The organism is Streptomyces sp. NPDC058289 (genome assembly GCF_042880975.1).
GTDB classification, from domain to species: Bacteria; Actinomycetota; Actinomycetes; order Streptomycetales; family Streptomycetaceae; genus Streptomyces; species Streptomyces stoeckheimensis.
Map to the genome: position 1 here is coordinate 34656 of NZ_JBHVYI010000027.1, position 14017 is coordinate 48672.

The 14017-nt window shown below is 72.3% G+C and carries 12 protein-coding genes; 8 read left to right on the forward strand and 4 right to left on the reverse strand.

Annotated elements, in window-relative coordinates:
- Positions 1-109 precede the first annotated feature (109 nt).
- From scy to ACFVX6_RS16390, 6 genes are all read left to right on the forward strand, one after another.
- Positions 110-4699, forward strand: a complete 4590-nt coding sequence (scy, locus tag ACFVX6_RS16365; RefSeq protein WP_389691925.1) for a polarized growth protein Scy — start codon at positions 110-112, stop codon at positions 4697-4699.
- 202 nt (positions 4700-4901) lie between these two features.
- Entirely contained in the window at positions 4902-5840 is a 939-nt protein-coding gene (locus tag ACFVX6_RS16370) for a cellulose-binding protein (protein ID WP_243336252.1), read from the forward strand.
- A gap of 140 nt (positions 5841-5980) precedes the next feature.
- On the forward strand, positions 5981-7003 hold the full coding sequence (locus ACFVX6_RS16375) for an ABC transporter ATP-binding protein (protein WP_389691927.1): 1023 nt from the start codon (positions 5981-5983) through the stop codon (positions 7001-7003).
- Between the two features lie 2 nt (positions 7004-7005).
- A complete protein-coding gene (locus ACFVX6_RS16380; RefSeq protein ID WP_389691991.1) occupies positions 7006-7785 on the forward strand; it encodes an ABC transporter permease subunit in 780 nt (259 codons plus the stop codon).
- Positions 7786-7940: 155 nt separating this feature from the next.
- Positions 7941-9119, forward strand: a complete 1179-nt coding sequence (locus tag ACFVX6_RS16385; protein WP_389691929.1) for an ABC transporter ATP-binding protein — start codon at positions 7941-7943, stop codon at positions 9117-9119.
- Entirely contained in the window at positions 9116-9982 is an 867-nt protein-coding gene (locus ACFVX6_RS16390; protein ID WP_389691931.1) for an ABC transporter permease, read from the forward strand. The genes ACFVX6_RS16385 and ACFVX6_RS16390 overlap by 4 nt, the downstream gene beginning before the upstream one ends.
- A gap of 12 nt (positions 9983-9994) precedes the next feature.
- Here the strand turns inward: ACFVX6_RS16390 and ACFVX6_RS16395 are convergent, their stop codons facing one another.
- Positions 9995-10336, reverse strand: a complete 342-nt coding sequence (locus ACFVX6_RS16395) for an ATP/GTP-binding protein (protein WP_250744750.1) — start codon at positions 10334-10336, stop codon at positions 9995-9997.
- Between the two features lie 241 nt (positions 10337-10577).
- Between ACFVX6_RS16395 and ACFVX6_RS16400 the strand changes: the two genes are divergently transcribed.
- Positions 10578-11609, forward strand: coding sequence for an LLM class flavin-dependent oxidoreductase (locus ACFVX6_RS16400; protein ID WP_389691933.1), 1032 nt, complete (start codon positions 10578-10580; stop codon positions 11607-11609).
- 161 nt (positions 11610-11770) lie between these two features.
- On the opposite strand, the gene ACFVX6_RS16405 is transcribed toward ACFVX6_RS16400, so the two are convergent.
- The gene (locus ACFVX6_RS16405) at positions 11771-12163 is read right to left on the reverse strand and encodes an SCO5389 family protein (RefSeq protein ID WP_243336246.1); all 393 of its coding nucleotides are present in this window, start codon (positions 12161-12163) and stop codon (positions 11771-11773) included.
- Positions 12164-12383: 220 nt separating this feature from the next.
- Here ACFVX6_RS16405 and nucS point away from each other — a divergent pair, with 220 nt between their 5' ends.
- A complete protein-coding gene (nucS, locus tag ACFVX6_RS16410) occupies positions 12384-13055 on the forward strand; it encodes an endonuclease NucS (protein ID WP_389691935.1) in 672 nt (223 codons plus the stop codon).
- A gap of 58 nt (positions 13056-13113) precedes the next feature.
- Here the strand turns inward: nucS and ACFVX6_RS16415 are convergent, their stop codons facing one another.
- Together ACFVX6_RS16415 and ACFVX6_RS16420 are read right to left on the reverse strand one after the other, a co-directional pair.
- Positions 13114-13830 carry a hypothetical protein gene (locus ACFVX6_RS16415; RefSeq protein WP_389691937.1) on the reverse strand — a complete coding sequence of 239 codons (717 nt, stop codon included), beginning with the start codon at positions 13828-13830 and terminating at the stop codon, positions 13114-13116.
- A partial coding sequence (locus ACFVX6_RS16420) for a hypothetical protein (RefSeq protein ID WP_389691939.1) occupies positions 13827-14017 on the reverse strand: 191 nt, incomplete at its 5' end. The genes ACFVX6_RS16415 and ACFVX6_RS16420, both read right to left, overlap by 4 nt.

The window sequence follows — 14017 nt, forward strand, 5'->3', positions numbered from 1 at the left end:
GTATCGACCGACCCGGAATCTGACACCATTCCCCGGGGGCGTCGTTCAGCGGGCGGACGGTGCTCATTCGGTAGTGAGCTTGCGACCAGGGGACGGATGGGACCGCGCTGTGCGGGGCTACGAAAGCCAGGAGAGCCATCAGGCCGAGGCCGACCATCTCTCGCGCTTCGAAGCCGAGATGGAGCGGCTGAAGAAGGAACGCGGGAAGGCCGTCCAGCACGCCGATGACCTGGGGTACCAGGTCGAGGTGCTGCGCGCCAAGCTCCACGAGGTACGCCGCAACCTGGCGTCCCGCCCCGCCTACGACGGCGCGGACATGGGGTACCAGGCGGAGCAGCTGCTCCGCAATGCCCAGATCCAGGCCGACCAGATGCGTTCCGACGCCGAGCGCGAACTGCGCGACGTCCGGGCACAGACCCAGCGCATCCTCCAGGAGCACGCCGAGCACCAGGCGCGGCTCCAGGCCGAACTGCACGCCGAGGCCGTCAACCGCCGCCAGCGCCTGGACCAGGAGCTGAGCGAGCGCCGGCAGACGGTGGAAGCCCACGTCAACGAGAACGTGGCCTGGGCCGAGCAGTTGCGCGCCCGCACCGAAGCCCAGGCCCGCCGGCTCATGGACGAGTCCCGCGTCGAGGCCGAGCAGACCCTGAACACCGCGCGCGCCGAGGCCGCCCGGGTCGCCTCCGAGGCCACCCGCCGGCTCGCCTCCGAGAACGAATCCGCCCGCGCCGAGGCCGAGTCGACGCTGCTGCGCGCCCGCAAGGAGGCCGAGCGGCTGCTGACCGCCGCCTCCGCGCAGGCCCAGGAGGCCACCGAGCACGCGGAGCGGCTGCGCTCCACCACCTCCGCCGAGGCCGAGCAGACCCGCCGCCAGACGATGGACCTGGGCCGGGTCGCGGAGCAGCGCACCCAGGAGGCCGAAGGGGCCCTGCGCGAGGCCCGCGCGGCCGCGGAGAAGCTGCTCGCGGAGGCCAAGGAGAGCGCCGCACGGCAACTCGCCTCGGCGGAGTCCGTCAACGAGCAGCGCACCCGTACGGCCAAGGAGCAGGTGGCCCGCCTGGTGGGCGAGGCCAACAAGGAGGCCGAGACCCTCAAGGCCGAGGCCGAGCAGGCGCTCGCAGATGCCCGCGCGCAGACCGAGCGGCTGCGCAAGGAGGCCGGCGAGCAGGCCCGTACCGCTGCGGCCGAGGACACGGCGGCCCAGCTGGCGAAGGCGGCCCGCACCGCCGAGGAGGTCCTGAACAAGGCCTCGGAGGACGCCCGCGCCACCACCCGGGCGGCGTCCGAGGAGGCCGAGCGGATCCGTGGCGAGGCCGAGGCGGAGGCGGAGCGGCTGCGCGCCCAGGCCGCGGCCACGGCCGATGAGCTCAAGGGCGCGGCGAAGGACGACACGGAGGAGTACCGGGCCCGTACGGTCGAACTCCAGGAGGAGGCCCGCCGGCTGCGCGGCGAGGCCGAGCAGCTGCGCGCGGAGGCCGTCGCCGAGGGCGAGCGGATCCGCGGCGAGGCCCGCCGCGAGGCGGTCCAGCAGATCGAGGAGGCGGCCCGAACCGCCGAAGAGCTGCTGGGCAAGTCCCGGGCCGACGCCGACGAGGTGCGCACCGGAGCGAACACCGAGAGCGAGCGGGTCCGCGGCGAAGCCGTCGAGCGGGCCACCACCCTGCGCAAGCAGGCCGAGGAGACCCTGGAACGGACCCGCGCCGAGGCCGAGCGGCTGCGCGCGGAGGCCGAGGAGCAGGCGGAGTCGGTACGGGCCGAGGCGGACGCCGCGGCGGCCGTGCGGCGCGAAGAGACCGAGCGGGCCCTGTCGGCGAAGCGGGCGGAGGCCGACGAGGAGCTCGTCCGGCTGCACACCGACGCCGAGGGACGCCTGGCGACCGCCGAGCAGACGCTGCGCGACGCCCGGGCGGCCGCCGAGAACATCCGCAAGGAGACCACCGAGGAGAGCGACCGGCTCCGCGCGGAGGCCGCGGAGCGGATCCGCACGCTGCAGGCGCAGTCGGAGGCGGAGGCCGACCAGCTGCGCACCGACGCCGCCGAGGACGCCGGCCGGGTTCGCGCGGAGGCCGAGCAGTCCGCGGTACGGCTGACCGGCGAGGCCGAAGCCGAGGCGGAGCGGCTGCGCTCCGAGGCGCAGGAGACAGCGGACCGGCTGCGCGCGGAGGCCAAGGCCGCCGCCGAGCGGGTCGCGCAGGAGGCCGCCGAGGCGCTGGCCGCCGCCCAGGAGGAGGCCGCGCGGCGCCGCCGGGAGTCCGAGGAGACCCTCACTTCGGCACGTACGGACGCGGAGAGCGAGCGGGCTCAGGCCCGGGAGGAGAGCGAGGAGCTCCTCGCTCAGGCCCGCAAGCGTTCCGAGGACGCCACGGCCGAGGCCGTCTGGCTCACCGAGGAGGCCGAGCGGCGCGCGTCCGAGGTGGTCGCGGCGGCCGAGGCCACCGCCCAGCAGGTGCGCGACGCCGTGGCCGGGCTGCACGAGCAGGCCGAGGAAGAGGTCGCGGGGCTGCGCAACGCTGCGGAGCACTCCGCGGAGCGCACGAAGACGGAGGCCGAGGAACTGGCCGGCCGGGTCCGCGCCGACGCGTACGCGGAGCGGGAGCGGGCCACCGAGGACGCCAACCGGATCCGCACCGAGGCGCGCACCGAGACGGACGCGGCCAAGGCGCTCGCCGAGCGGACGGTCGGCGACGCGATCGCCGAGGCCGAGCAGTTGCGCACGGACACGGCGGAGTACGCGCAGCGGGTCCGCACGGAGGCCACCGACGCGCTGGCCGCCTCCGAGCGCGACGCGGCCCGTACGAAGGCCGATGCCCGGGACGACGCCAACCGGATCCGCGGCGAGGCCGCGGAGTCCCTGGAGGCCGCTCGCGCCGAGGGCGGCCGGATCGTCGCGGAGGCCACGGCCGAGGCCGAGCGCCGTACCGAGGAGACCCGCGCGGCCAACGAGGCCACGGTCGGTGAGGCCGCGGCGGAGGCGGCGCGGCTCACGGCCGAGGCCGAGGCCGCCGCAGAGGCGACCCGCACCGAGGCTGCGGGCACGCTGGACGAGGCCCGCTCCGAGGCGAACCGGCTGCGCACGGAGGCGGCCGAGCAGGCGGACCGCCTGATCTCCGAGGCCACGAAGGAGGCGGAGCGGCTCACCGAGGAGACTCGCGCGGCCAATGCGCTGACGGTCGGTGAGGCCGAGTCCGCGGCCGAGGCGCTGCGGGCCGAGGCGGCCGCCACCCTGGAGGCGGCGAAGGCGAAGGCCGAGCAGCTCACGGCGCAGGCCGCGCAGACGCTGGCCGGGGCCGAGCGGGACGCGACGGGGATCCTCGTCGACGCGCGCAACGAGGGCGACCGGCTCGTCGAGGAGACGCGCACGGCCAACGAGGCCACCGTCGGCAAGGCCGCGGCGGAGGCCGACCGGCTGCGCGCCGAGGCGGCGCGCACCCTGGACGACGCCCGCGCGGAGGGCGGCCGGATCATCGGCGAGGCCACCGCGGAGGCGGACCGGGTCACGGTCGCGGCGAACGAGACCCTGGCGGGCGCCGAGCGGGAGTCCGAGCGGACCCTGGACGAGGCGCGCGCCGAGGCGGGCCGGATCCGTACCGAGGCCGCCGAGCAGGCGGACCACCTGGTCGGCGAGGCGGTCGCGGAGGCGGACCGGCTCACCGAGCAGACCCGCAAGGACACCGAGCGCACGGTCGGCGAGGCGGCGAACGAGGCCGAGCGGCTGCGGGCCGAGGCCTCCGAGGCGCTGTCCTCGGCGCAGGAGCACGCGACCCGCACCCGGTCCGAGGCCGAGCGGGTCAAGGCCGAGGCCGCCACCGAGGCGGAGCGGATCCGCGGCGAGGCGCGCACCGAGTCGGAGCGGGTGCTGGACGAGGCCCGCGAAGAGGCCAACAAGCGCCGCAGCGAGGCCGCGACGCAGGTCGACCGGCTCATCACGGAGGCTTCCTCGGAGGCCGAGAAGCTCACCGGGGACGCGCAGAAGCAGGCCCTGGCCGCCACGACGGCGGCCGAGGAGCAGGCGGACGCGATGGTCGACGCGGCGCGCAAGGAAGCCGCGCGGATCGCCTCGGAGGCGACCGTGGAGGGCAACTCCCTGGTGGAGAAGGCCCGTACGGACGCCGACGAGCTGCTGGTCGGGGCGCGCAGGGACGCGTCGGCCATAAGGGAGCGGGCGGAGGAGCTGCGCGGCCGCGTCGAGGCGGAGGTCGAGGAGCTGCACGAGCGGGCCCGCCGTGAGTCGGCCGAGCAGATGAAGTCGGCCGGCGAGCGCGTGGACAAGCTGGTGCGGGCGGCGACCGAGCAGAGCGTCGAGGCCGATGCGAAGGCCAAGGAGCTGGTGTCGGACGCGAGCAGCGAGGCGAGCAAGGTCCGCATCGCCGCGGTGCGCAAGGCGGAGGCGCTGCTCAAGGAGGCCGAGCAGAAGAAGGCCGAGCTGGTCCGGGCTGCCGAGGGCAAGCTCGCGGAGGCGACGGCGGAGGCCGAGCGGCTCGTCGAGGAGGGCCGGCGCGAGCTGGAGGTCCTCGTGCGCAGGCGCGAGGACATTCAGGCGGAGATCTCCCGTGTCCAGGACGTTCTTGAGGCGTTGGAATCATTCGAGGCGCCTTCGGGTGGCGGAAAGCCCGGGGTCGGCGGCCAGGGCGCGGGGGGCGTGAAGGCCGGTGCGACAGCGGGTTCCACTCGATCGGGTGGCAAGACGTCAGAGGGCTAGTCAGCGCACTCGACTCTGTGCTCCTGATGGAGGTTCAGGCGAACGAGTGACAAGCATTCTGTCGCCTTGCCACTCAAAAGGGGTGTCATTGTCCAGATCAAACGCGGATTGACTCGATGACACGCCGTCTTGGCGCCTAGGATTCCCCTTAACACCTAACACCCCGCGTAGCACCTCATCGGTCTCATTCGACAGGAACCCCATGAGCGACACATCCTCCCCCTTCGGCTTCGAGCTCGTGCGGCGTGGTTACGACCGCGGTCAGGTGGACGACCGCATCACCAAGCTGGTCTCCGACCGTGACAGCGCCCTCGGACGTATCAACTCTCTGGAAAAGCGGATCGAGGAGTTGCACCTCGAGACGCAGAACGCCCAGGCTCAGGTGAACGACGCCGAGCCGTCGTACGCCGGTCTCGGCGCCCGGGTCGAGAAGATCCTGCGCCTGGCCGAGGAGGAGGCGAAGGACCTCCGTGAGGAGGCCCGTCGCGCGGCCGAGCAGCACCGCGAGCTCGCCGAGTCGGCCGCCCAGCAGGTGCGCAACGACGCCGAGTCGTTCGCCGCCGACCGGAAGTCGACCGCCGAGGACGAGGGTGTCCGGATCGTCGAGAAGGCCAAGGGCGACGCCGCTTCGCTGCGCACCGAGGCCCAGAAGGACGCGGCCTCCAAGCGCGAGGAGGCCGACGCGCTCTTCGAGGAGACCCGCGCCAAGGCCGCCCAGGCCGCCGCGGACTTCGAGACCAACCTGGCCAAGCGCCGCGAGCAGTCCGAGCGCGACCTGGCCGGCCGTCAGGCCAAGGCCGAGAAGCGTCTCGCGGAGATCGAGCACCGCGCGGAGCAGCTGCGCCTGGAGGCCGAGAAGCTCCGTACGGACGCCGAGCGTCGCGCCCGCCAGACCGTGGAGACCGCGCAGCGCCAGGCCGAGGACATCGTGGCCGACGCCAACGCCAAGGCCGACCGGATCCGCAGCGAGTCCGAGCGCGAGCTGGCGGCGCTCACCAACCGCCGCGACTCGATCAACGCGCAGCTCACCAACGTCCGCGAGATGCTGGCGACGCTGACGGGTGCCGCGGTTGCCGCCGCCTCCGCGCCGATCGACGACGAGCCGGTCACGCGCGGCGTTCCGGCGCAGCAGAGCCGCTAGTCGTCGGAAGCCTTCCGGCGCCGGGTATCGGGAGTCTTCCGGCACCGGCGAACGGAAGGTGGCCATCCGCTTCGACACCGAGGGCCCTTCGTCACCTGTGAGAGGTGGCGTAGGGCCCTCGGGCGTTCTAGCGTGGCGGAATGATCGAGCTTGAGGGCCTTACGAAACGATTCGGCGCGAAGACCGCCGTGGACAACCTCAGCTTCCAGGTCAGACCGGGGGTGGTCACCGGCTTCCTCGGCCCCAACGGGGCGGGCAAGTCCACGACCATGCGCATGATGCTCGACCTCGACAATCCGACCAGCGGTACGGTCCGGATCGACGGGAAGCACTACCGGGACCTGCCGGAGCCGCTGAAGTACATCGGGGCACTGTTGGACGCGAAGGCGATGCACGGCGGCCGCAGCGCGTACAACAACCTGCTCTGCCTCGCCCAGTCGAACCGGATCCCGCGCAGCCGGGTTTCCGAGGTGCTGGATCTGGTCGGCCTGACGGCCGTGGCGAACAAGAAGTCGAAGGGATTCTCGCTGGGTATGGGCCAGCGGCTCGGCATCGCCTCCGCGCTGCTCGGCGACCCGGAGATCCTGATGTTCGACGAACCCGTCAATGGTCTGGACCCGGAGGGAATTCTCTGGATCCGCAATCTGATGAAGGGGCTCGCGGCAGAGGGAAGGACGATCTTCGTTTCTTCCCACCTGATGAGCGAAATGGCCCTGACCGCAGAACATTTGGTCGTCATCGGACAGGGAAAGCTGCTCGCCGACCTGTCCATGGCCGATTTCATCCAGCAGAACTCCCGCAGCTTCGTCCGCATGCGATCTCCGCAGCAGGAACGGCTGAAGGACGTCCTGCACGAGGCCGGGATCGACGCGATCAGCGTCCCGGCCACCGGCACCCTGGAGATCGACGGCGTGGGGGCGGAACGGCTCGGCGAGCTGGCCGCCCAGCACCAGATCGTGCTGCACGAACTCAGCCCGCAGCGGGCTTCACTGGAGGAAGCGTTCATGCGCATGACGGCGGACTCCGTCGAGTACCACGCCCACGCACCGGGGGCGGCCGGCTTCCCGGCCGGACCCGGCATGGCCGCGGACAACCCGGCCCGGCCTGCCGACGTACCCGCGTGGGGCGCCGGCTTCGAAGCTCAGCGCAAGGGCGGTAAGTGACCATGTCCGCCTTCCCCGCCGTCCTGCAGTCCGAGTGGACCAAGATCCGCTCGGTCGCCTCGACCGTCTGGACCCTGGCCTCTGCCGCCATCGTCACCGTCGGCATCAGCTCCCTGCTCTGCGCGTTCATCAACTCCTCCTTCAAGGACATGCCCCCGCAGGAGCAGGCCACCTTCGACCCGACGCTCGCCAGCTTCGCCGGCATGTCCCTCGGCCAGCTCGCGATGATCGTGTTCGGAGTGCTGGTCGTGGGCACCGAGTACAGCTCGGGCATGATCCGCACCTCGCTCGCGGCCGTACCCCGGCGCGGCAGCTTCCTCGCCGGCAAGCTCCTCGTCGCCACCGGGCTCGCGCTGATCGTGGGCCTGATCACCAGCTTCGCGTCCTTCTTCATCGGACAGGCGATCCTGGGCGACCGCAGCATCGGCATCGACGAGCCGAACGTGCTGCGCGCCGTTTTCGGAGCCGGGCTGTACATGGCGATGCTCGCGCTGTTCTCCATGGGCGTGGCCACCATGCTGCGCAGCTCGATGCTCTCGCTCGGCATCCTGATGCCGTTCTTCCTCCTGATCTCGACCATCCTCGGGGCGGTCCCGGCGACCCGGAAGGTGGCCCAGTACTTCCCCGACCAGGCCGGTTCCAAGATCATGCAGGTGATCCCGGGGGCGATGGGCAGCGAGAAGGTGCCCTACGGTCCCTGGGGCGGTTTCGGGATCATGGCCCTGTGGGTGCTGGCGGCCGTGCTCGGCGGCTACCTCGTCCTCAAGAAGAGGGACGCCTGACGTACTACGGGGATCCCCCGAGTCGTACGGGAGATCCCCGGGTCGGTTCTCAGGGGTAGCTCAGGGTCGGGGACGACATGGAACCGCAAGGGACTGGATATCCTCTTAACCCTTACGCGGGCGAGAGTCGTCCCGGCCTGGCAAGGGGCAGCAAGATGATCGAGGCAGTCGGCCTGACCAAGCGCTTCGGCGCGAAGACCGCTGTCGACGACCTTTCCTTCCAGGTCAAGCCCGGTCACGTGACGGGATTCCTGGGGCCCAACGGCTCCGGGAAGTCCACCACGATGCGCATGATCGTCGGCCTGGACCGGCCCACCGCCGGCCGGGTCACGATCAACGGCCTGCCCTTCCGCGAGCTGCCGAACGCCCAGCGGCACGTCGGAGCCCTGCTCGACGCCAAGGCCGTCCACGGCGGCCGCCGGGCCCGCACCCACCTGCTGTCGATCGCCCAGCTCTCCGGGATCCCCGAGAAGCGGGTGGACGAGGTTCTGGGCGTCGTGGGCCTGCAGGACGTGGCCCGGCAGCGCGCCAAGGGCTTCTCGCTCGGCATGGGCCAGCGGCTCGGCATCGCGACCGCCCTGCTCGGCGACCCCCAGGTGCTGCTCTTCGACGAGCCGGTCAACGGACTCGACCCCGAGGGCATCCTCTGGGTCCGCAATCTGATGCGCCGGCTCGCCTCCGAGGGCCGCACCGTCTTCGTCTCCTCCCACCTCATGAGCGAGATGGCGCTGACCGCCGACCACCTGATCGTGATCGGCCGGGGCCGGCTGCTCGCCGACATGGGCACCCAGGACTTCATCACCCACAATTCGGCCGGATTCGCCCGGGTCCGCACGGCCGACACCGACCCGGGCGGCTGGGACACCCTCGGCTCCGTCCTCACCAAGGCGGGCGGCCGCGTCCTCCGCGAGCCCGACGGGGCACTGCGGGTGACCGGGCTGGAGCTGCCGCAGATCTCCGACCTCGCGCACGCGGCCGGCGTACGGCTGTGGGAGCTGTCGCCGCACCGGGCCTCGCTGGAGGAGGCGTACATGCGGATGACCCAGTCCTCCGTCGAGTTCACCTCCACCGAGGACCCGCGCGCCGAGCTCTGGGAGCCCGAACCGCTGAGCGTCCCGAAGTGGGAGGAAGAAGAAGCCGCCGAGGCCCTCCAGGTCCCGCAGGCGGGCTTCTTCGCGCCCCCGCCGCCCGGGACCGCCGCCCGGCCGTTCCTGATGCCCACCAGCCCCGGCGAGCTCGCCGGCCCCGGGACCGAGCCCGGGGTCGACCCCGGCGCCACGCACTCCCCCGACCCCGTGCGCACCCCCGCGCAGAAGCCCGAGGACTCCCGATGACCGCCCCGCCGACCGCGACGACCGCCGGGGACCAGGGCCCGGCGGTCTACACCTCGCCCCTGCCCACGCCCCGGCCGCACCTGGGGCACGCGGTGGCCTCGGAGTGGACGAAGCTGACCTCGGTGCGCTCCACGATGTGGACGCTCGGCTCGCTGGTGCTGCTCGTCGTCGGCATCGGCGGCACGGTCATCGTGCAGACCCGGGACGTGGACTACGAGCAGATGCCGTTCATCGCCCCCGCCCTCTTCGGACTGCTGGTCGGGCAGCTCGCGGTGATGGTGCTCGGGGTGCTGACGATCACCTCCGAGTGGGGCACCGGCCTGGTCCGCACCACCTTCACCGCGGCCCCCGACCGGTACCGGGTGCTCACCGCGAAGTACCTCGTCTTCGGCCTCACCGCGTTCCTCACCACGGCCGGCTCGGTCTGCCTGGTGGGGCTGACCGCGTCGATCCTGCGCGACGGCGCCGAAGCCGGGGCGCACCCGGCTTCCGAATGGGCCTCCGGGCTGGTGGGCAGCCTGTACGTCACCCTGCTCGGCGTCCTGGCCCTGGCGGTCGGGGCGCTGGTGCGGCATTCGGCGGGGGCGATCGCCGTGATGCTCGGCGTCGTCACGCTGCCGCCGGTGATAGGGGCGGTGCTCAGCATCTGGGAGGCCGTCGCCCCGGTCGGGAGGAGCCTGCTCAAGTACAACGTGCCGGTGGCGATGATGGAGCTGTTCGGCATGCCGACCAACGCCTCCGACCCGTCGTCGGGCGCCGGCATGGCGCTCCCGGGCAGCCTGAGCCACATGGCACTGATCCTGCTGGTGACGGGCGCCGCGGTCGCCGCCTCGTACGTGGTGGTCGGCCGCCGGGACGTCTAGTACTCCGGACTCCTAATACTTGGGAGCGTTGCGGGACCGCTGCACCTTGGAGGTGCGGCGGTCCTTCGCGTTCCAGCAGGCCTTGTGCCAGTGCCGGCGGTCGTCGACCCCGCCGTACTCGGGCCAGGCCACCAGGTGCGGGGTGCCCGAGGGGATCTCCTGGTCGCAGCCGGGGCAGCGGTAGCGCTTGCCCGCAGCGCTCGCGCCCGCGACGTGCCGGACCTTCCACTCCTCGCCCTGGTACTCCTCCGTGCGCTCCAGGCCGTACCGGTCCAGACTGCCCGGGCCCGAGCCCTGGTCCGAACGATCGGCTGGATTCTCGCCGCCCCTGGGGCGGTTGTGGCGGGGAGACACGTATACCTCACGGATGGGCGGACGGCAGTGACTTTCTCCCAGACTACGCGCAGCGAGGCCGGGTACCCGCAGGGTGGCCGAAGGACGACCGTAGTACTGATCAACCGGTTGGCGTGACTGACCCGACAATCCCAATAACTTCCGTTCAGGCCGTGCCTTTGGCACGTGTCAGACGTTGTTGCCGGTGAAGCAACCGGTCCGCCTGGGGGAGGCCGCGTCAGCCGCGAGGAGGCTAAAGGCGATGCGCGTAGGAGCATTTGTACTGGCGGCCCAGTTCCCGGGACAGGGACAGGGCGAGGCACTGCACCGGGCGGTGCGGACCGCCGAGGTGGCCGAGGAGGCCGGGCTCGACTCGGTCTGGCTCGCCGAACACCACTTCGTCCCGTACGGGGTCTGCCCGTCCGCGGTGACCCTGGCGGCCCTGATGCTGGGCCGCACCCGGCGGCTGCGCGTGGGCACCGCGGTGAGCGTGCTGCCGAACACCCACCCGGTGGCCCTGGGCGAGCAGGCGGCCCTGCTGCACCTGACCTCGGAGGGGCGGTTCACCCTGGGGGTGGGCCGGGGCGGTCCCTGGGTGGACCTGGAGGTCTTCGGCGGTGGGCTCGACGCGTACGAGAACCGCTTCCCGGAGGACCTGGACCTGCTGCGCCGCTGGCTGGCCGAGCCGCGCGTGGGGGCACCGGCGGCGATGGCAGGCGGCCGGGACGGCTTCCGCGAAGTGGCCGTCGTACCCCGTGCGTCGGAGGCGCTCGACGGGGACGGGACGGGGCCGGAACTGATCGTCGCCTGCACCTCCCCAGGCTCGGTACGACTGGCCGCGGAGCGCGGACTGCCCATGCTGTTGGGCATGCACTGCGGGGACGAGGACAAGGCCGCCATGGTCGAGCTGTGGCGGCGTACGGCGCGCGCCGCGGGGCGCTCGCCCGAGGCGGGCCACGTGTCGGCCGGGGTCTGCCAGCTGGCGGACCGGACGGCGGACGCCCGCGAAACACTGCTGAAGGCGATGCCGGGCTGGCTCAAGCAGGGTCTGGACGCGCACGTCACGGTGGACGGACGGCAGCGGGCGATGCGGGACCCGGTCGCGTACACCGAGCTCCTGTGCGATCTGCACCCCGTGGGCACACCGGAGTTGGCGGCCGACCGGCTCGCGGCCACGTCGGAGCGTACGGGCATCACGCGGTTCGCCCTGCTGACGGAAGGATCGGGCGATCTCACGTCGACCGAGGAGAACCTCCGGCGCCTCGGCGCCGAGGTGCTGCCCCGGCTCGGCTGAGACCAGAGCTGCCGCTCCGTTGGCACCGGAGCGGCAGCGAGGTACCGGTCGTGCGGCGATACGGTCGTACGGCGGTGCGGAGTGCGGTCGTACGGGTGCGGTCGTGCCGGTCCTACTGGCTGTGCTTGCCGTGTTGGTCGTTACGGCGTGCGGTCTTCCTGCTAACAGTCGCGCATTTCGGGCGACTGGTTGAGCAGCTGACCACGGATCGAAGTGAACTTGGCCAGCCGGTCGTCCACCGAGGAGTCCAGCGGGAACACCGCAACCCGGTGGCAGTTCTGGAATGCCAGGCGCACTCCGAAGTGGCGTTGCAGCGCACCCCGTATCGCGTCACTCGCAAGGGCACGCAGCAGCTGGCCACGCGCCTGCTCGTCGGGCGGCGGCGTCTGGTTGTCGGCGAACTGTCCGCCGTCCACCTTGAGCTGGGCCACCAGCGAGCTGATCATCTCCCATGCGTAGGGCAGGGAGGTCCGGACGCAGTCGACGAAAGCGGCTTCGTCGACCTCGCCTCGCTCGGCCTGTTCGAGTAGGGCCGGTGAGACGTCGAGCGACATGGGTTCTCCTCTCGCGACTCCGGCCGATTGGGTTGCCGGAGCCTTACGGGCAGGGAGGGAGATCGCCACGCAGTGTGCACGTGTCGCAACCTCCCGCTCACCACGGTAGGCGCCCGGTGGGTACCGCACCAGGAGAATGCGCATACAACGCGCCATCCTCGAACGGGGCTTTCGGGGGCGAATCGCGTGCAGGCCCGTCGGTCGAGTAGCGTTGCCGACCATGCGTCTCGTCATTGCCCGCTGCTCCGTCGATTACGCGGGCCGGCTCACCGCCCATCTGCCCTCGGCACCCCGTCTGATCCTCGTGAAGGCCGACGGCAGTGTCTCGATCCACGCGGACGACCGAGCGTACAAACCGCTCAACTGGATGTCCCCGCCCTGCACCCTCAAGGAGGGGAGCGGCGACGACGCCGGCGTCTGGACCGTCGTCAACAAGGCGGGCGAGAAGCTCATCATCACCATGGAGGAAGTCCTCCACGACTCCTCGCACGAGCTGGGCACCGACCCGGGCCTGATCAAGGACGGGGTCGAGGCCCACCTGCAGGAGCTCCTGGCCGACCGGATCGAGACCCTCGGCGAGGGCTACACGCTGATCCGCCGCGAGTACATGACCGCGATCGGACCGGTCGACATCCTGTGCCGGGACTCCTCCGGCGCGACGGTGGCGGTGGAGATCAAGCGCCGCGGCGAGATCGACGGCGTCGAACAGCTCACGCGCTACCTGGAGCTCCTGAACCGGGACCCGCACCTGTCGCCCGTCAAGGGCATCTTCGCGGCGCAGGAGATCAAGCCCCAGGCCCGCGTCCTGGCGAACGACCGCGGCATGGACTGCGTCGTCCTCGACTACAACGCGATGCGCGGCATCGAGGACGACAAGCTCCGCCTGTTCTAGGGCCTGTCCGCGCGGGGCGGCGGCGGCTGCCGTCCGCCCCGGCGGCGCGGACGGGCCGTCAGGGGGCCGTGTTCTCCGTTTCGCCCGTCTCCCCCACGGGGGGCTTCGGCTCGTCGGTCGGCTCCGTGTGCGTGGGACTCGGCGACACGGACACGGACGGGCTCGGGGAAGCCGGCGGGGTGCTCACGGGCGGGGGCGAGCTCGACGCCGGCGGCGACGTCGGGTTCGCCGGGCTCGACGCCGGAGGAGTCGGCGTCGACGACGGCTTGGCCGAGGGTGTCTTCTTCGGCGACGGGGTCGTACCCGGTGCCTGCGCGATAGGGGACGAAGCTCCCGGCTCCGGCGAGGGATCGCTACCGCTCGGACCCGGAGTACTCGGCTGCGGCTGCGTCTCCTCGGAGGTCGGGGCCGTGGAAACCGCGGGCGCCTGCGCCGGCGGCTCCTCGTCGGTGCTCATCGCCAGGGCGACCACCGTGCCCAGCACCACGACGGTCACGGCTCCGGCCGCGGCCAGCAGCAGCGGCTTGCGACCGGGCTTCGGCTTCGGCGCGGGCGTCGCCTTGGGCGCCGGGGCCGGCTCGGGGCTGAGGGGGAAGGCGTCCTCGAACACCTCGGCCAGGGTCGCGGGCGCGACGGAGCCCGGCGGCGCCACCGCGGGCACGACCGTCGTGAAGGCGTCCGGAGCCCGCGTCGCCGCACGCTCGGGTACGGGAGCGGCCCCGGGACCCGCCCCCGGCAGGGCGGCGAGGGCCTTCGACAGCGTCGCCGGAGTCACGGGAGCAGCGGGTGCCACCGGAGCCCCGGGAGCGGCCGACGCACCGGGAGCACCGGGAGCACCGGGAGCCGACGGCGTCCCGGCAGCGCCAGCAGCGCCAGCAGCGCCAGCAGCGCCAGCAGCGCCAGCAGCGCCAGCAGCGCCAGCAGCGCCAGCAGCGCCAGCAGCGCCAGCAGCGCCAGCAGCG

Bases quoted from the DNA above. Each gene is read 5' to 3' on its own strand.
- ACFVX6_RS16375 (WP_389691927.1), top strand. From the start codon at position 5,981: ATGATCGAGCTTGAGGGCCTTACGAAACGATTCGGCGCGAAGACCGCC.
- nucS (WP_389691935.1), top strand. From the start codon at position 12,384: ATGCGTCTCGTCATTGCCCGCTGCTCCGTCGATTACGCGGGCCGGCTC.
- ACFVX6_RS16370 (WP_243336252.1), top strand. From the start codon at position 4,902: ATGAGCGACACATCCTCCCCCTTCGGCTTCGAGCTCGTGCGGCGTGGT.
- ACFVX6_RS16385 (WP_389691929.1), top strand. From the start codon at position 7,941: ATGATCGAGGCAGTCGGCCTGACCAAGCGCTTCGGCGCGAAGACCGCT.
- ACFVX6_RS16400 (WP_389691933.1), top strand. From the start codon at position 10,578: ATGCGCGTAGGAGCATTTGTACTGGCGGCCCAGTTCCCGGGACAGGGA.
- ACFVX6_RS16405 (WP_243336246.1), bottom strand. From the start codon at position 12,163: ATGTCGCTCGACGTCTCACCGGCCCTACTCGAACAGGCCGAGCGAGGC.
- ACFVX6_RS16380 (WP_389691991.1), top strand. From the start codon at position 7,006: ATGTCCGCCTTCCCCGCCGTCCTGCAGTCCGAGTGGACCAAGATCCGC.
- ACFVX6_RS16390 (WP_389691931.1), top strand. From the start codon at position 9,116: ATGACCGCCCCGCCGACCGCGACGACCGCCGGGGACCAGGGCCCGGCG.